Consider the following 16,848-nt stretch of genomic DNA (forward strand, 5'->3'; position numbering starts at 1 on the left):
CGCAGCGGCATGCCGCCGCTGCCTGCCACAGAGGATCAGCAACATGACTCAAATCACTGAAAAGGTGGTTCTTATCAGCGGCGCCAGCAGCGGCATCGGCGAAGGCACGGCGCGTATTCTGGCCGCGGCCGGTGCCAAGGTCGTGCTCGGCGCCCGCCGCACCGACCGGCTGGAAGTCCTGGCGGAAGAGATCGCCGCGGCCGGCGGCACCGTGCGAATTCGCCGGCTCGACGTCACCGACCGGCAGGACTTTCAGGCGTTCGCGGAATTCGCACTTGCCGAATTCGGCCGCATCGACGTCATCGTCAACAATGCCGGCCTGATGCCGCTGTCGCTGATGTCGTCGCTCAAGGTCGAGGAATGGGACCGGATGATCGACGTGAACATCCGCGGCGTGCTCTACGGCATCGCTTCGGTTCTGCCGATCATGAACGGCCAGGGGTACGGCCAGATCATCAACATCTCGTCGATCGGCGGCCTCGGTGTGGTGCCAACCGCGGCGGTCTATTGCGCCACCAAATACGCGGTGCGGGCAATCTCCGACGGACTGCGCCAGGAGAACGACAAGATCCGCGTCACCTGCGTCTATCCGGGCGTGGTGGAGTCCGAGCTTGCCGGCACGATCACCGATCCGGTCGCAGCGGATGCGATGAAGACCTATCGCAGCGTCGCCCTGACGCCCGATGCGATCGGCCGCGCTGTCCTGCATGTCATCGACCAGCCTGAAGACGTGGATACAAACGAGATCGTGGTGCGCCCGACCCGCACCATGTGACCGGCTTCCAGGATGCGGTGGGGATTTACCGCACCGCATCATACTTTGCTTGCAAAACGCCGCGCCTCAGCCGAAAGTGCACAATTGACGGTCTTCCCTCAGAAGGTGCTAGAAATTAGGCATGGCAGCGCGGCAACGCATCATTCCCGTTCGGCGTGAATACAATCGTTGGGTCGCCAACCAGACGCTGGAGGACTACGCCCTCCGTTTCACCGCCAAGAGTGCCCGCCGGTTTTCCTCCAGCCGCATTTCCCAGACCGCCATCGGCGCCATCTCCTTCCTGGCGCTGGAGGCGATCGGCGGCACGATCACCCTCTCCTACGGCACCACCAACGCAATTTTCGCGATCGTCGCAGCCGCCATCGCCATGCTGGCGATCGGCTGGCCGATCAGCCGTTACGCGATCCGCCACGGCGTCGATATCGATCTTCTGACCCGCGGCGCGAGCTTCGGTTACATCGGCTCGACCATCACCTCGCTGATCTATGCGAGCTTCACCTTCATGCTGTTTGCGATCGAGGCCTCGATCATGACCGGCGCGCTGGATCTCGCCTTCGGCATTCCGCCGTGGATCGGCTATATCATCAGCGCCGTGGTGGTGATCCCGCTGGTCATCTACGGCGTGCAGCTGATCTCCCGCTTTCAGCTGATCACTCAGCCGTTCTGGATCGTGCTCAACATCCTCCCCTTCGTGTTCATCGCCTTCATGGATTGGGAGAAGTTCGATCTCTGGCGCGCCTTTGCCGGTATCGGCCACTCGAACGCCGAGGTCGCCGGTCCGGCGCCCTTCAATCTGGTCGAGTTCGGCGCGGCCTCCGCGGTCATCCTCGCCCTGATGCCGCAGATCGGCGAGCAGGTCGACTTCCTGCGCTTCCTGCCGCCGGAGGGCCTCAACAAGTGGCGGCACCGGTTCGCCGTTTTCCTCGCCGGCCCCGGCTGGGTGGTGGTCGGCGTGCCAAAACTCCTGGCAGGCTCGTTCCTCGCAGTGCTGACGCTCTCGACCGCCGTGCCGATCCGCGAGGCGGCAGACCCGGCGCACATGTATTTCGCGGCTTTCGGCTACATGATCCCGAACGATACGGCGGCGCTACTGCTGATGGCGGCCTTCGTGGTCGTCTCGCAGCTGAAGATCAACGTGATGAACGCCTATGCGGGCTCGCTCGCCTGGTCGAACTTCTTCTCCCGCCTCACCCACAGCCATCCCGGCCGCGTCGTCTGGCTGGTCTTCAACGTGGTGATCGCGCTGCTGTTGATGGAGCTCGGCATCTACCGGCTGCTCGAAGCGACGCTCGGCATCTTCTCGATCGTCGCCATGGCCTGGCTCTGCACCATCTCGGCCGATCTGATGATCAACAAGCCGCTGGGCCTGTCGCCCGAAGGCATCGAGTTCAAGCGCGCCCATCTCTACGACATCAACCCGGTGGGCTTGGGAGCGATGTTCGGCTCGGCGGCGATAGCGCTCGCCGCCCATTTCGGCCTGTTCGGCCCGTTGATGGCCTCGCTCGCTACCTACCTGACATTGGTCGCCTTCCTGATCTCGCCGGCGCTCGCTTTTGCCACCAGGGGCAAATTCTACCTCGCCCGCAAACCGCGCCAGAGCTGGAGACATGTCGGCTCGATCACCTGTTCCATCTGCGAGCACCCGTTCGAGCACGAGGATATGGCCTGGTGCCCCGCCTATGCCGCGCCGATCTGCTCGCTCTGCTGTTCACTCGACAGCCGCTGCCACGACATGTGCAAGCCGCATGCGCGGCTCAACACGCAGATTGGGGCCGTCGCCCGCTCCTTCCTGCCGGACAGCGTCATCACCCGCCTGATGACCCGTCTCGGGCGTTACGCGACGACGGCCGTGCTGTCGATCTCGGTGATCGGCGCAATCCTCGGCATGATCGCCTACCAGGTCAGCCAGGCAACGCCCGTCAATTCCGAGGTGATCGTCGGAACCGTGCTGATCGTCTTCTTCGTCTTTGCTATCATCGCCGGCATCGTCTCGTGGTTCTATGTGCTCGCCCATGACAGCCGGGTGGTGGCGGAAGAGGAATCCTCCCGCCAGAACACGCTGCTGCTGAAGGAAATCGCCGCCCACAAGAAGACCGACGCGGCGCTGCAGGAGGCCAAGGAGACAGCCGAATCCGCCAACCGCGCCAAGAGCCGTTACGTCGTCGGCCTTTCCCATGAGCTGCGAACGCCGCTCAACGCCGTGCTCGGTTACGCCCAGATCCTCGAGCGCGACGAGACGATCCCGGCACCACGCCAGTCGGCGATCAAGGTCATCAAGCGCTCCGCCGACCATCTGTCGGGCCTGATCGACGGTCTGCTCGACATTTCCAAGATCGAGGCCGGCCGGCTGCAGGTCTATTCCAACGAGATCAACATCCAGGATTTTTTGGACCAGATCGTCGAGATGTTCGGCCTGCAGGCACAGGCCAAGGGTCTGACATTCGAGCACGAGCGCGCCCGGGCGTTGCCGCAATATGTCCGCACCGATGAAAAGCGGCTGCGCCAGATCCTCGTCAACCTGCTCTCAAACGCCATCAAGTTCACCGATGAGGGCATGGTGAAATTCGACGTCGCCTATCGCAGCCAGGTCGCCACCTTCACCGTTTCCGATACCGGCCGGGGCATTGCCGAAAAGGATCTCGGCCGCATCTACGAACCCTTCCAGCGCGGCGAGGCGGAAAGCATCAGACCGATGCCCGGCCTCGGTCTCGGCCTCACCATCACCCAGCTCCTCACCAACACGCTCGGCGGCGAGATCGCTGTCGCCAGCACCAAGGGCGAAGGCTCGATCTTCAAGGTGCGGCTGATGCTGTCCGCCATCGAGCGGCCGAACACCGCCCCGGCGGCGGAAAAGAAGATTGTCTCCTATACCGGCCCGCGCCGCACCATCGTCCTCGTCGACGACAACGAAGACCACCGCGACCTGATGCGCGAAGTGCTGGTGCCGATGGATTTCGTCGTGCTGACCGCCAATAGCGGGCCGGACTGCCTGACCCTCATCGAGGGCGTGACGCCGGACCTGTTCCTGGTCGATATTTCGATGCCTGGCATGAGCGGCTGGCAGCTCGTCTCCCGGCTGCGGGAGATCGGCCAGGTGGCACCGATCGTCATGCTCTCCGCTAATATCGGCGACGGCGTCGCCACCCATTCCGGCGACGAGGGCCACAACGACGCGATCGCCAAGCCGGTCGATATCCGCAGGCTCGCCGACAAGCTCGCCGCCCATCTCGGTCTCGTCTGGGTCTATGAAAATGAAACGGTGATTCCGGCAGTCGTCGGCCCGAAGAAACCGATCAAAAGTCCGGGGACGAACCATGTCCAGGACCTTTTGCGGCTCGGTGAAATCGGCTACGTGCGCGGTATCGAAGCGAAACTCGCCGATCTCGCCCGGGAGGAGGAACACCGCCCCTTCACGGAAGAACTCGGCGCTTACGTGCAGGCCTTCGACCTTGCCGGTTATATGAAATTCCTGAGCCGCCTTGAGGCAGAAAGGACGAGTGATGGCTGAAACTGCTCTGCCGCGCGATATCGTCCTTCTCGTGGACGATAGCCCCGAAACGCTGGGCTTCCTCACCGAGGCGCTCGAAAAATCCGGCTTTTCGGTGCTGATCGCCACCGCCGGCCAGTCGGCGCTCAATATCGTCGAGCGCATTACCCCGGACCTCATCCTGCTCGACGCGGTGATGCCCGGCATGGACGGTTTCGAGACCTGCCGCAAGCTGAAGACCAATGGCGGCATCGCCCAGGTGCCTGTGATCTTCATGACCGGCCTCACCGAGACCGAACACGTCGTCAACGCCCTTGATTCCGGCGGCGTCGATTATCTGACCAAGCCGATCAATATCGACGAACTGCGCGCCCGCATCCGGGTGCACCTTTCCAATGCCCGTTCGGCCCAGAGCGCTCGCGTGGCGCTCGACGCCGCCGGCCGCCATCTGCTGGCGGTCAAGGCGAGTGGCGCGATCCACTGGTCGACCCCCCAGGCGACACGGCTGATCAACGCAGCGACCAACAGCGACGATGGGCTCGACATCGTTTCGCGCCGGATTTCCACCTGGATGGACGAGCGCGACAAGCCGGGCTTTGCCCGCGACGCCGCCTTCGCCCTCGTCCAAAACGGCCAGGCGAGCCTGCAATTCTCCTTCCTCGGCGCGATCGGCGCGGACGAACATCTCTTCCGCCTGACGGCCGCCAACAAGCGCCCGGACGACGAGGTGCTGCGCCAGCATTTCCCCCTGACCCAACGGGAATCCGAAGTGCTGCTGTGGATCGCCAAGGGCAAGTCGAACCGCGACATCGCCGACATCCTCGGCCTTTCGGCCCGCACGGTGAACAAGCATCTGGAACAGATCTATGTGAAGCTCGGCGTCGAGAACCGCGCGTCGGCAGCCGTCAAGGCGGCACATGTGCTGCATAGCGAGTAACAGTCAGCGTAGCCCGAGAACGATCCGGCGAACCGTTTCGAGCGACGAACAAGCTCCTCTGCGTGGCGACGACAGACGCTTCGCTACAGTCAGGCTTTTTTGAAAAACTTGTTGACGACCAGACCAACGATGATCTGGACGACAAGCCCGGAAATACCGCCCCCGACGAGCTGACCAGCGAGCGCCGCTAGATCGACGCCTCCGGCCGCCGCGCCGCCGGCTCCAAGAAGCGAGCCGAGGATTGAACCACCGCCAATTCCTCCGACCGCACCGGCTATGATATTTCCGATCTGACCGAGATCGGTATCCTTCAGGATTTTCCCACCCGCGGTCCCGCCGACGGCACCGCCGATAATCTGGGCAATAATGGCACTCAGATCCATAACATTACCTCTCCTCAAATTGGACTATCCAGGCTCAGGAGCTGTTGAATTCATCCAATCTAAGTGACGGATTTCGTGCCTGGCTAGGAGGGAAAAAGCAGGAAATGTTCGCACATTTTCAAATCTTCCCGACGCAGTCCAGGTGCGAAACCCGTCTCGTCCTTCGGGTTCGGCTGAATTTAACAGGCCCTGACCCTTGATATGCCAGATAGTGGAGATTTCCAAGTCCGGAATTCAGCTGCCAGTTTAGTGGAACTCCGGCGTGCCGCCTATAGGTGCTCCCAAACGCAAAGAAGCCCGGCTTTTGACCGGGCTCCCTTCTAAGATACGGTTGCCGATAACGGCTCAGCCCTGCGGGAAGTAGCTGTACTTGCCGTCCGGACCCTTCTTCCATTCGTACATGATGTAGCCCGGGATCTTCGGGTCGCCCTTGGCGTCGAAGGCAATGTCGCCGAGAACGGTCTTGAACGGACCCTTTGCATGCAGCGTCTTGGCAACGGCTTCGGCGTCGTCGGCCTTGCCGGTTGCCTTGATGCCGGCAGCGATGACCTGCACGGCTGCGTAGGAATACAGCGTGTAGGCTTCCGGGTTGAAGCCGGCAGCCTTGAACTTGGCAACCAGGTCCTTGTTGGCCGGGTTCAGCGTCGGGTCGGGGCCGAAGGTGTTGAGCGTGCCTGCGACAGCGTCGCCGGCGATCGAGGCCAGTTCGTTGGAGACGATACCGTCACCCGAAACGAGCGTAGCCTTGAGACCCTGGTCCTTGGCCTGGCGGATGATCAGGCCGGCTTCGGTGTGGAGACCGCCCCAGTAGATGATCGTAACGCCGGCTTCCTTCATCTTGGAGATGAGAGCCGAGAAGTCCTTGTCGCCGACGTTGACGCCTTCGCGGATGACTTCCTTGAGGCCCTTGGCGTTCATTGCCTTCTTGGTTTCTTCGGCAAGGCCCTGGCCGTAAGGCGTCTTGTCGTCGATGATGGCGATCTTCGCGGTCTTGAACTTGTCGGCGAGGTAAGCGCCGGCAACGCCGCCCTGCTGGTCGTCACGACCGCAGGTACGGAACACGTTCCACAGGCCACGCTCGGTGAAAACCGGGTTGGTCGCAGCCGGGGTGATTTCGAGCATGCCGTTTTCGGCATAGACTTCCTTGGAAGCCGGAATCGAAACGCCGGAGTTGAAGTGGCCGACCACGTACTTGACGCCGTCGGATGCAAACTTGTTGGCAACCGAGATGCCCTGCTTGGGATCGGATACGTCGTCGCCGAGGACGATCTTGATCTTTTCGCCGTTGATGCCGCCGGCGGCATTGATATCGGCTGCGGCCTGTTCGGCACCCTTCTGGAGCTGCGCACCGAAGGCGGCGTTCGGACCCGTGAGCGGACCGCCGACGCCAATAACGATGTCGGCCCATGCGCTACCGCTGAAGGCGACCATGGCCGTCAGCGCAACCGCGGAAAGAAGAGACTTCTTCATCGAGTTACTCCCAATTTTTTAGGTGAGCTGATTTTTCGAAACCGGGCGCAATACCCACCGTCACTGCGCCGGAAATGTTCCACTCTAGGTTACTTATCGTTTCAACCCGAGCTAATCTGAGGGCAGAAAAGTTCGGCTGTCAATCTTTCTTCTTGAAGGAGAAAGCGGAAGTCGGCTCGTAGAGCCAATAGTAATTCTGCACCATCTGGCGCGTCCGCCGGATGCGGAAACCGGCGCTCGAAAAGACGAGCAGGATGGCCACGTCGATGATGTAGTAGAACGGGCTGATAAATGGCCCCTGGAACAGCGCATAGTGCAGAAAACGCATCGCCACGCCGAGTAGCAGCGTATAGACCACCACCGTCGTATAGCCGTTCCAGCCCTCGGCGGCGGCCTTGCCCGAGCGCCAGGCAGTCCAGAAACCGATGATCAGCACGAGGAAACGCAAGAGGTACCGCACGCCGCTGTCGCTTTCGAAAAACAGTCCCTGCATCCTAAATTCCTCCGGCTGCCATTGATACAACCTTAACGATCAATGCCGTCCACCTTCAAGGTAAGCGGCGCGCACTTCCGGATTGGCGAGAAGCTCTTTTCCGGAACCGCTCATCGTCACCTTGCCGTTGACCATCACATAGCCACGGTCGGAGAGTTTCAGTGCTGCGAACGCATTCTGCTCGACGAGGAAGACGGTCAAGCCTTCTTCCTTGTTCAGCTTCTTGATCGCCTCGAAAATGCCCTTGACGATCAGCGGCGCCAAGCCCAGCGAAGGCTCGTCGAGCAAGAGCAGCTTCGGCCGCGCCATCAGCGCGCGCCCGATCGACAGCATCTGCTGCTCGCCGCCCGAAAGCGTGCCGCCGCGCTGGCTCTGGCGCTCCTTGAGGCGCGGGAAGAGCGTGAAGATCTTCTCGACGTCCTCGCTGAAATATTTGAGGTTGTCGAGGCCGGCCCCCATCTGCAGGTTCTCGTAGACGGTCATGCGCGGAAAGATGCGCCGGCCTTCGGGAGACTGGGCGATGCGGCGCCGTGCGATCAGATGCGTCGGCAGCTTGGTGATGTCCTCGCCGTCGAAGATGATCGAGCCGGTTCGGGCCTGCGGGCTGCCGCAGATGGTCATCATCAGCGTCGATTTACCTGCGCCGTTGGCGCCGATCAGGCTGACGATCTCGCCCTTGTTGACTTCGACATCGACGCCTGCGAGTGCACGGATATTGCCGTAGTAGGTCTCGACAGCCTCGACTTTCAGAAGGTTCTCGGCCGCCATCAGTGATTGCCCCCCTCGAGTTCTACCGCAATCACCTCTTCCACCTCGTCATCCTCGACGCCGAGATATGCGGCGATCACTCGTGGGTCGTTCTTCACATGGTCCGGCGAGCCGTCGGATATCTTCTGGCCGTATTCCAGCACCACGACATGGTCGGAAATCTCCATGACCACCGACATGTCGTGCTCGATCAGCAGGATCGAAGCGCCCTCGTCGCGGATCAGGTGCAACAGCGCGTTGAGCGCTGCAGATTCGCGCGGGTTGAGGCCGGCGGCCGGTTCGTCGAGGCACAGCAGTTCCGGGTTGGTGCACATCGCGCGGGCGATTTCGAGCCGCCGCTGGGCACCGTAGGGAAGGTCGCCGGCAGGGTCGTCGGCACGATCTGTCAGATCCGCCTTGTCGAGCCAGTATTTTGCCTTCTCGATCGAGGCATCGACGGCCCTGTTATAGGCCGGCAGACCGAGGAGGCCGAGGATCGTGTAGCCCGATGCCTTCATCAGGGCATTGTGCTGCGCGACCAGCAGGTTTTCGAGAACCGTCAGGCCCGAGAACAGGCGAATGTTCTGAAACGTGCGGGCGACGCCGGCCAGCTTGGGGATCTCGAAGTCGCGCAGGCGTTCCAGCAGGAATTCCTTGCCGTCCCTGCGCTGCAGCGTGAGCATGCCCATGGTCGGCTTGTAGAAGCCGGTGATGCAGTTGAACACCGTCGTCTTGCCGGCGCCGTTCGGCCCGATCAGCGCGGTGATCTCGCCGCGCCGTACCTCCAGCGAGAGATCGTTGATGGCCATCAGACCGCCGAATTTCATCGACAGGTGCTCGACCTTGAGGATCGTATCGTTCGTCATTGTCGTCGTTCCGAGAGCCATCAGCCGTGGCCCTCCTTGGTAAAGCTTCCGGAGACCGCCCTGCGCTCCTTGAGGAAGGCCGTCGGTTCTCGCGATCCGACGAAGCCGCGCGGCTTGAACAGCATGACGATGATCATCGCCAGGCCGAAGAGCAGCATGCGGTAGAGTTCAGGCGTGAAGTCAGGCCCGAACACGGCCTTGAGGAAGGACATTTCGCGCAGCACCTCGGTACCGCCGACCATCACCACCGCGGCGATCGCGATGCCGGTCAGCGACCCCATGCCGCCGAGAACGACGATTGCCAGGATCACGGCCGATTCCAGGAAGACGAAGCTTTCCGGCGAGACGAAACCCTGGCGGGTGGCGAAGAAGGAACCCGCGATTCCCCCGAACATCGCGCCGGTCGCAAAGGCGGTCAGCTTGGTGGTGACGGTGTTGATGCCGAGCGAACGGCAGGCGATCTCGTCCTCGCGCAGCGCTTCCCAAGCCCGGCCGATCGGCATGCGCCGAAGCCGGATGGTGACGTAGGCGGTGAGCATGCAGAGTGCCAGGATGATGTAGAACAGGAAGATCTTGTAATAGACCGAGGAAGCCGACAGGCCCCAGGCCTTGACGAAGCTGTTCGCGCTGCCGGTATCGAAGGACCAGATGCCGAAGAACGAGGCCTTGGCGATACCCGAAATCCCGAATGTTCCCTTGGTCACATCGGTCCAGTTGATCAGCACCAGGCGGATGATTTCCCCGAAGGCGAGCGTCACGATGGCGAGATAGTCACCCCTCAGCCTCAGAACCGGGAAGCCGAGGATGATCCCCCAGAGTGCCGCGAGAACGCCCGACATCGGCAGGAGCAGCCAGAAGGACAGGCCGAAATAGGAGGACAGCAGCGCATAGGAATAGGCGCCGACCGCATAGAAGGCGACATAGCCGAGGTCGAGCAGTCCGGCGAGGCCAACGACGATGTTCAGGCCCCAGGCGAGCATCACGTAGATGAGAATCTGGATGCCGAAATTGTCGACATATTTCAGCGAGCCCTGCTTACCGACGATAAGCAGCGACAGGAAGGGATAGACCAGCAGGAAGATCAGCGCGATCTTGAGGAAATGCCGGTGGAAGAAGTTCTTCTGCTCGGAAATTTCCAGCACGCCGCTCTTTGCCTTGGCGAGCTTGCGACGGTCGATATGCGGCTTGATGAACCCGACGGTGAGGAAGCGGCTGACCGCCGCAACCAGCACGAAGATCGCCAGAAGACCCCAGCGGGTGCGCCAGACGAGCGCGTTGTTGATGTCCTGATAGGTCTCGACGCCGACGAACAGCAGGAACATGAAGAAGGAGATGACGCCGGCGAAAATGCCTTCCCGCACCGCCTTGGCAAGTACGTTCGGATGACCGGTTTCGGTTGCAGCTGTCATGTTACACCTTCTCCACTTCCGGCCGGCCGAGAATGCCGGTCGGCTTGAAGATCAGCACGAAAGCGAGGATCGCAAACGTGGCGACGTCCTTGTAGGCGATGGAGAAATAGGCCGACCACAGCGACTCGATGAGGCCGATCAGCAGCCCGCCGAGAACGGCACCCGGCAATGATCCGATACCGCCGAGAACCGCTGCGGTGAAGGCCTTGACGCCCGGGATGAAGCCATCATTGAAAGAGGCGACTCCGTAATACATCAGATACATGCCGCCGGCGACCGCCGCGAGCGCTGCACCCATGATGAAGGTGATCGAGATCGTCCGGTCGACGTCGACACCGAGCAGCGCCGCCATCTTGCGGTCCTGCTCGGTTGCCCGCTGGGCGCGGCCGAGCGGCGTCTTGTTGACGATGTACCAGAAGGCGAACAGCAACACCGCCGTGATGATGACGATGAGCACCTGCTTCAGCGAGATGGTGATGCCGCCGATATGGAAGACGTCGGTTACCATCGGCGGGATCGGCTTGTTGCGCGGCCCCTGCGTCACCTGGATGAAGTTGGACAGCACGATCGACATGCCGATCGCGGTGATCAGTGGCGCAAGCCGGAACGAACCACGCAACGGCCGGTAGGCGACCCGCTCGATCGTCCAGTTCCACAACCCCGTCATCAGCATGCCGACGAGCAACATCAGCAGCAGAAGCAACGCCACCGGAATGCCGGCGAAGAAGGAGGTTGCGATCAGGAAGACGATGAGAGCGGCGAAACCGCCAAGCATGAAAATATCGCCATGGGCGAAGTTGATCATGCCGATGATGCCATAAACCATCGTATAGCCGATTGCGACAAGGCCATAGATGGATCCAAGAGTCAGCCCGTTGATGAGCTGCTGGATAAAATACTCCATATATTTTCCCCTGGATGCGATCCCGGGAGGGTCGCATCTCGTTTATTTGGCCCTTGCGGGTTCTTACGTTCTTTGGCGCATTCCATAACGTTTTCGTAAGGAATGGGAAGACAAAAAGCCGCGAGACCGACAAAATCGCAGCACTTCTCAACAATCTGGCAACACAAAGATCAGAAATTCCAAAAAAACGGCAGCTTCTGTCGAAAAATTAGCCGCGACGCCCGGTTTGCGAAATTATAGATCGTCCTGCGGTTAACGTTAAATTCAGATGCGCCCCTCGCCCTGCAGGCTCAGCGCTCAGTCCACGAAGCCGCGGGTCAGCGCATGCTCGCGGCCCATCTCCATCAGCTCCTCGAAAACCGATCCGGCAAGCGAGCGCGGCACGATGATCTCGAACCTGTCGGCACCGGTGCGCGCGACATTCGCCTCCGCATGGCAGCACAACATCGCGGCGGAATGGCCCTCCTCGAACACCTCCGGATGCAGGTCGATCGCCACGCATTTGGCCAGAATCGTTCGCACGCTCGGACCGGAGATTTCCATGAGCACGCGGCCGTCGCTCTGGTCGGCGAAGGACGTTCCGGCGATCCCGGACAGCATGCCGGCGACCGTCTCGGCGCTGACCGTCCGCGATACGGCAAACCATTCGGACGGGCTGCAGAAGCGCTGCGCCACATTCTCGGCATTCCACAGGGCCTCGGCGACGGCCGTCTCCTGGCCCTCGTGGGCGAGAACCGAGAAGATCACCGGCCGGCGAATGATGGAGAGATGGTTAGGATTGGGATCCGTCTCGAAGCCGGAGATATGATCGTCAAGGACATGCCGGTGGAGAAGATTGATCGACATCAAGCGGCCCTCAGAGATGCAGTTTGCTGTTTTCGGGATCGACGAAGACCGGCGGGCAGACTTGCGCGAGCACTTCCGAGCCGCGCAGCCCGTCCCAGACCATCACCCGTTCGCCAATCCGCTCGCGCCCGGACTTCAGCATGCCGAGCGCGATGAACTGCCCGAGCGTTGGCGAAAAGCAGGCCGACGAGACGAAACCCTGGTCGTTCGCCGTCGACGGCTTTGCACCTTCCTTCAGGAGATGCGCGCCGGCCTTGATATCCTTGTCGGCCTCGATCGGCTTCAATCCGACGAGCTGCAACCGGTCGGCGGCCGTCAGCCCGAATCGCATCGAGAGCCGCTTGCCGATGAAATCCGGCTTCTGCATCGCCATCATCCGGCCGAGCCCGACATCGTCCGCGGTAGTGCGGCCATCGAGCTCGCTGTGGGTGACATGCCCCTTCTCGACGCGCAGCACGTTCAGAGCCTCGACGCCATAGGCGCTGATGCCCTCCTCGCGGCCCGCATTCATGATCGCATCGGCGACCGCCTCTCCGTAACCGGCCGGAACGGCAAGCTCGTAGGCGAGCTCGCCCGAAAAGGAGATGCGGAACAGCCGCGCCTTCAGCCCGTCGCGCAGCATCACCTCCCTGGCGGCGAGGAAGGGGAAGGCAGCATCGGAAATATCGTCCTGCACGACGCGGCTCATGATGATTCGCGCCTTCGGCCCGGCGAGCGACATCTGTGCCCACTGATCCGTCGAGGAGACGAAGCGCACGTCGAGTTCCGGCCAGAAGGTCTGTGCCGAGAATTCCAGATGCGCGAGCACGTCCGCGGCAAAAGCCGTCGTCGTGGTCATGACATAGTGGTTTTCGGAAAGCCGGCTCACCGTTCCGTCGTCGAAGACGATGCCGTCCTCGCGCAGCATCAGCCCGTACCGTGCCCTTCCGACCGGCAGCTTGAGAAAGCTGTTGGAATAGATGCGATCGAGGAATTCCACCGCGCCCGACCCGAATATCTCGATCTTGCCGAGCGTGGAGACGTCACAGAGCCCGGCATGGGCGCGGACGTTCAGGACCTCCCGGTCGACGCTTTCCCGCCAGGTCTTTTCACCCTCCTGCGGGAACCAGGCGGAGCGGTACCAGAGACCGGATTCGACGAAGGTCGCGCCGTTCTTTCTCGCCCAGCCATGCAGCGGCGAGGTACGTACCGGGGCGGCATGCTCGGCCCGCGCGGTGCCTGCCAGAGCGCCGAACGAGACCGGCGTGTAGAACGGCCGGAAGGTGGTGGTGCCGATCTCGGCCGGCGACACGCCGCGCATGCCCGCCACGATGCCGGCCGTGTTGACATTGCCGAGCTTGCCCTGGTCGGTCGCCATGCCGGCGGTCGTATAACGTTTGGTGTGCTCGATATGGCGGAAGCCTTCCCGCTGGGCGAGGCCGAGATCGCCGACATGCACGTCGTTCTGGAAATCGACGAAAGCCTTCTCCCGGGCGCCCGGCACGTACCAGAGCGGCGCGAAGGACGGGTCGTATTCGCCCTCGACCTCGGGCGTTTCGAGCGTGCCGACCAGCCTGCCCAGCGCGTCGAGTGCGGCATGCGCCTTGGCCGAACCATCCTTCAGGCAAGCCCCGAGCGACACCTGGCCGGCAGCCGAGCCGGCAGCCGCAAAAGCGCCGCCGACGTCGGGCGCCAGAAATGCCTGTTTCTCGTCGGACCACACAGGCTTGGCGCCGCGCTGGCACATCAGATGCACGATCGGCGACCAGCCGCCGGACATCGCCAGCGCATCGCAGCCGATCACCTCCTCGAACCCGGAGCGCTCGACGATCAGCCCCTCGATCCGGTGGCGTCCCCTGGTCGCGATCACCGAGCCGCTGCGGATGACGCGAACACTCTCCGGCACAGGGTCGGCCGATTGCGGTCGTGCGTCGATGATCGCGGTGACGTCGATACCCTGAGCGAGGAGGTCGGCGGCCGTGCGGTACCCGGAGCCGCCGTTGGTGAAGACCGCGACCTTGCCGCCGACCGCAACGCCGTAGCGGTTGAGATAGGTGCGCGCAGCCCCGGCCGTCATCACGCCCGGCTTGTCGTTGCCGCCGAAGACGAGTGGCCTCTCTTCGGCACCTGTGGCAAGGATCGCCTGCTTCGCTACGATGCGCCACAGCCGCTCCATCGGCAGGTCCGGCGATGGCGAGGCCACGTGTTTCTGTACCCGCTCGACGGCGCCGAACACCATGTCGTCATACCAGCCGAACACGGTCGTGCGCGGCATCAGCGTCAGATTCGGCAGCGACGCCAGTTCCTCGACGACGTCAGCCGCGAATTCCGCAGCCGGCCGGCCGCCAACCATGGCGCTTTCCGACAGCAGCGAACCTCCGAACCTGAAGCCTTCGTCCGCCAGAATGACCCGCGCCCCAGCCCGGCCGGCGGCGAGCGCCGCCATCAGACCGGTCGGCCCCGCGCCGATCACCAGCAGGTCGCAATGCGCCCAGGATTTTTCGTAACGGTCCGGATCGGCCTGCATCGTGGCCTTGCCGAGCCCGGCGGCACGGCGGATCAGCGGCTCGTAGAGCTTTTCCCAGAGCACGCCCGGCCACATGAAGGTCTTGTAGTAGAAACCTGCACCGAGAAACGGCGAGAAAAGATCGTTCACCGCGCCAAAATCATGTTTCAGCGACGGCCAGCGGTTCTGGCTGGCGGCAGCGAGGCCATTGTAAAGCTCGACCGTCGTCGCACGGGCGTTCGGCTCGGCCCGCGCGCCGGACCCGATCGTCATCAGCGCGTTGGGCTCGGCGGACCCTGCCGTCACCACGCCGCGCGGGCGGTGGTATTTGAAGCTGCGGGCCATCAGCATCTGATCGTTGGCAAGCAGCGCCGAGGCGAGCGTATCGCCCTCGAAGCCCTTGTAGCTGCGGCCGTCGAAGGTGAAGGTGAGCGACTGGCCGCGATTGATCGCGCCGCCGGACCCGAGACGATAGGAGGTCATTCGTCAGCTCCCGCGCGCTCTAATTCCGCGGCATCGGCCACGCCGAAAACCTCGTGGGTAAGGTTATCCCGCTCGACCACCAGAAAACGGCGGCAGCCGGCGACGTGATGCCAATACTCCTGATAGCGCCCTTTCGGATTGTCCCGGATATAGACGTAACGGTGCCAGGCCTCGTCCTTGGCGGTCGGCGAAGGGCGTTTCGGCGCGGCGGCGCCGCGGATCGAAAACTCTTCCTTGGGTCTGGTACCGCAATGCGGACAGGTGATCAGGCTTGCCATGGGGGATCTTGCTCAGTGAAGGTTCGGCTGGGGGCCGCGGCCCGCTTCGTCGATCGTGTAGCCGCGCTCGAACCGGTCGAGCCGCATGAAGCGGGTGACGTGGTGCGTCTCGTTCTTGGCGATCAGGTGGGCGAAACAGAAACCGGAGGCCGGCGTCGCCTTGAAGCCGCCGTAACACCAGCCGCAGTTCAGATAGAGATTGTCGATCGGCGTGCGGTCGATGATCGGCGATCCGTCCATCGACATGTCCATGACGCCGCCCCAGCTTCTGAGCACCTTGGCACGCGAGAGGCCGGGGATCAGCGACACCCCCTCCTCCATCGTGTGCTCGACGGTCGCCAGATTGCCGCGCTGCGCATAGGAGGAATAGAAGTCGATCTCGGCGCCGAACACCAATCCGCCCTTGTCCGACTGCGATATGTAGAAATGGCCGGCGCCATAGGTGATCACATGGTCGACCACCGGCTTCAGCCCTTCCGAGACGAAGGCCTGCAGCACATGCGATTCGATCGGCAGCTCAAGATCGGCCATCCGCCCGACCGTCGTCGTGTTGCCGGCAGCCGCGAGCGCCAGCTTGTTGCAGCCGATGAAACCCCTGGTCGTCTCAACACCGGTGACGAGACCGTTTTCGCGGCGGATGCCGGTCACTTCGCAATGCTGGATCAGATCGACGCCGCGGGCGTCCGCCCCACGGCCGTAACCCCAGGCGACCGCATCGTGCCGCACCGTACCAGCACGCTTCTGGTAGAGCGCCCCCATGATCGGGAAACGGGCGTGGTCGAAATTGAGATAGGGCGCTTTTCTGCGCACTTGCTCGCGGTCAAGCAGCTCGGCGTCGATGCCATGGATACGCATGCCGTTACCCCTGCGGGCATAGGCGTCCCGCTGGCCGTCGGAATGGAAGAGGTTGAGCATGCCGCGCTGCGAGACCATCGCGTTGTAGTTAAAATCCCGCTCCAGCCCTTCCCACAGCTTCAGCGAAAATTCGTAAAACGGGTTGTTGCCCTCAAGCAGGTAGTTAGAGCGGATGATCGTCGTGTTGCGCCCGACATTGCCCGACCCGAGATAGCCCTTTTCGAGCACGGCGACATTGGTGATGCCGAATTCCTTGGCCAGGTAATAGGCGGTCGCCAGCCCGTGCCCGCCGCCGCCGACGATGATCACGTCGTAATGCGGCTTCGGTTGCGGTTCGCGCCAGGCCGGCTTCCACATCCGGTTGCCGGACAGCGCTTCCTTGAAGATCGAATAGGCCGAATAACGCATGCTTTTCCCTGTCTCTCGCCGC

The 16,848-nt window shown here is 62.3% G+C and carries 14 protein-coding genes; 3 read left to right on the forward strand and 11 right to left on the reverse strand.

Annotated elements, in window-relative coordinates:
• Nucleotides 1–43: 43 nt before the first annotated feature.
• From C5J22_RS08495 to C5J22_RS08505, 3 genes are all read left to right on the forward strand, one after another.
• Nucleotides 44–775: an SDR family oxidoreductase gene (locus tag C5J22_RS08495; protein WP_105437894.1), complete on the forward strand. Its 732-nt coding sequence runs from the start codon at nt 44–46 to the stop codon at nt 773–775.
• A gap of 121 nt (nt 776–896) precedes the next feature.
• Nucleotides 897–4,283 carry an ATP-binding protein gene (locus C5J22_RS08500; protein ID WP_105437895.1) on the forward strand — a complete coding sequence of 1,129 codons (3,387 nt, stop codon included), beginning with the start codon at nt 897–899 and terminating at the stop codon, nt 4,281–4,283.
• Entirely contained in the window at nt 4,276–5,199 is a 924-nt protein-coding gene (locus C5J22_RS08505; protein ID WP_105414785.1) for a DNA-binding response regulator, read from the forward strand. Before C5J22_RS08500 ends, C5J22_RS08505 begins: the two co-directional genes overlap by 8 nt.
• A gap of 89 nt (nt 5,200–5,288) precedes the next feature.
• Here C5J22_RS08505 and C5J22_RS08510 read toward each other — a convergent pair whose 3' ends face one another.
• From C5J22_RS08510 to C5J22_RS08560, 11 genes are all read right to left on the reverse strand, one after another.
• Nucleotides 5,289–5,582 (reverse strand): hypothetical protein, encoded by a 294-nt coding sequence (locus C5J22_RS08510; RefSeq protein ID WP_105437896.1) that lies wholly within the window; start codon nt 5,580–5,582, stop codon nt 5,289–5,291.
• A gap of 345 nt (nt 5,583–5,927) precedes the next feature.
• The gene (locus C5J22_RS08515) at nt 5,928–7,052 is read right to left on the reverse strand and encodes a branched-chain amino acid ABC transporter substrate-binding protein (protein WP_105437897.1); all 1,125 of its coding nucleotides are present in this window, start codon (nt 7,050–7,052) and stop codon (nt 5,928–5,930) included.
• A gap of 139 nt (nt 7,053–7,191) precedes the next feature.
• Nucleotides 7,192–7,545 carry a DUF6867 family protein gene (locus tag C5J22_RS08520; RefSeq protein WP_105437898.1) on the reverse strand — a complete coding sequence of 118 codons (354 nt, stop codon included), beginning with the start codon at nt 7,543–7,545 and terminating at the stop codon, nt 7,192–7,194.
• 39 nt (nt 7,546–7,584) lie between these two features.
• Nucleotides 7,585–8,313, reverse strand: coding sequence for an ABC transporter ATP-binding protein (locus C5J22_RS08525; protein WP_105437899.1), 729 nt, complete (start codon nt 8,311–8,313; stop codon nt 7,585–7,587).
• Complete coding sequence (locus tag C5J22_RS08530; RefSeq protein WP_046625208.1) at nt 8,313–9,179, reverse strand: ABC transporter ATP-binding protein; 867 nt, start codon at nt 9,177–9,179, stop codon at nt 8,313–8,315. Before C5J22_RS08530 ends, C5J22_RS08525 begins: the two co-directional genes overlap by 1 nt.
• Nucleotides 9,179–10,567 (reverse strand): high-affinity branched-chain amino acid ABC transporter permease LivM, encoded by a 1,389-nt coding sequence (gene livM, locus C5J22_RS08535; RefSeq protein WP_046610038.1) that lies wholly within the window; start codon nt 10,565–10,567, stop codon nt 9,179–9,181. Before livM ends, C5J22_RS08530 begins: the two co-directional genes overlap by 1 nt.
• A 1-nt stretch (nt 10,568) precedes the next feature.
• Nucleotides 10,569–11,471 (reverse strand): branched-chain amino acid ABC transporter permease, encoded by a 903-nt coding sequence (locus tag C5J22_RS08540; protein WP_038544603.1) that lies wholly within the window; start codon nt 11,469–11,471, stop codon nt 10,569–10,571.
• Nucleotides 11,472–11,768: 297 nt separating this feature from the next.
• Nucleotides 11,769–12,317, reverse strand: a complete 549-nt coding sequence (locus C5J22_RS08545; protein WP_105437900.1) for a sarcosine oxidase subunit gamma — start codon at nt 12,315–12,317, stop codon at nt 11,769–11,771.
• 10 nt (nt 12,318–12,327) lie between these two features.
• Nucleotides 12,328–15,285, reverse strand: coding sequence for a sarcosine oxidase subunit alpha family protein (locus tag C5J22_RS08550; RefSeq protein ID WP_105437901.1), 2,958 nt, complete (start codon nt 15,283–15,285; stop codon nt 12,328–12,330).
• Nucleotides 15,282–15,563, reverse strand: a complete 282-nt coding sequence (locus C5J22_RS08555; RefSeq protein ID WP_105437902.1) for a sarcosine oxidase subunit delta — start codon at nt 15,561–15,563, stop codon at nt 15,282–15,284. The genes C5J22_RS08550 and C5J22_RS08555 overlap by 4 nt, the downstream gene beginning before the upstream one ends.
• A gap of 12 nt (nt 15,564–15,575) precedes the next feature.
• On the reverse strand, nt 15,576–16,826 hold the full coding sequence (locus C5J22_RS08560) for a sarcosine oxidase subunit beta family protein (RefSeq protein WP_105437903.1): 1,251 nt from the start codon (nt 16,824–16,826) through the stop codon (nt 15,576–15,578).
• Nucleotides 16,827–16,848 lie beyond the last annotated feature (22 nt).

The organism is Neorhizobium sp. T25_13 (assembly GCF_002968675.1).
Taxonomy (GTDB): domain Bacteria; phylum Pseudomonadota; class Alphaproteobacteria; order Rhizobiales; family Rhizobiaceae; genus Neorhizobium; species Neorhizobium tomejilense.

What these genes read in the sequence shown, in the direction of transcription:
- C5J22_RS08495 (WP_105437894.1), top strand. Translation starts at nt 44, where the DNA reads ATGACTCAAATCACTGAAAAGGTGGTTCTTATCAGCGGCGCCAGCAGC.
- C5J22_RS08500 (WP_105437895.1), top strand. Translation starts at nt 897, where the DNA reads ATGGCAGCGCGGCAACGCATCATTCCCGTTCGGCGTGAATACAATCGT.
- C5J22_RS08505 (WP_105414785.1), top strand. Translation starts at nt 4,276, where the DNA reads ATGGCTGAAACTGCTCTGCCGCGCGATATCGTCCTTCTCGTGGACGAT.
- C5J22_RS08510 (WP_105437896.1), bottom strand. Translation starts at nt 5,582, where the DNA reads ATGGATCTGAGTGCCATTATTGCCCAGATTATCGGCGGTGCCGTCGGC.
- C5J22_RS08515 (WP_105437897.1), bottom strand. Translation starts at nt 7,052, where the DNA reads ATGAAGAAGTCTCTTCTTTCCGCGGTTGCGCTGACGGCCATGGTCGCC.
- C5J22_RS08520 (WP_105437898.1), bottom strand. Translation starts at nt 7,545, where the DNA reads ATGCAGGGACTGTTTTTCGAAAGCGACAGCGGCGTGCGGTACCTCTTG.
- C5J22_RS08525 (WP_105437899.1), bottom strand. Translation starts at nt 8,313, where the DNA reads ATGGCGGCCGAGAACCTTCTGAAAGTCGAGGCTGTCGAGACCTACTAC.
- C5J22_RS08530 (WP_046625208.1), bottom strand. Translation starts at nt 9,179, where the DNA reads ATGGCTCTCGGAACGACGACAATGACGAACGATACGATCCTCAAGGTC.
- livM (WP_046610038.1), bottom strand. Translation starts at nt 10,567, where the DNA reads ATGACAGCTGCAACCGAAACCGGTCATCCGAACGTACTTGCCAAGGCG.
- C5J22_RS08540 (WP_038544603.1), bottom strand. Translation starts at nt 11,471, where the DNA reads ATGGAGTATTTTATCCAGCAGCTCATCAACGGGCTGACTCTTGGATCC.
- C5J22_RS08545 (WP_105437900.1), bottom strand. Translation starts at nt 12,317, where the DNA reads ATGTCGATCAATCTTCTCCACCGGCATGTCCTTGACGATCATATCTCC.
- C5J22_RS08550 (WP_105437901.1), bottom strand. Translation starts at nt 15,285, where the DNA reads ATGACCTCCTATCGTCTCGGGTCCGGCGGCGCGATCAATCGCGGCCAG.
- C5J22_RS08555 (WP_105437902.1), bottom strand. Translation starts at nt 15,563, where the DNA reads ATGGCAAGCCTGATCACCTGTCCGCATTGCGGTACCAGACCCAAGGAA.
- C5J22_RS08560 (WP_105437903.1), bottom strand. Translation starts at nt 16,826, where the DNA reads ATGCGTTATTCGGCCTATTCGATCTTCAAGGAAGCGCTGTCCGGCAAC.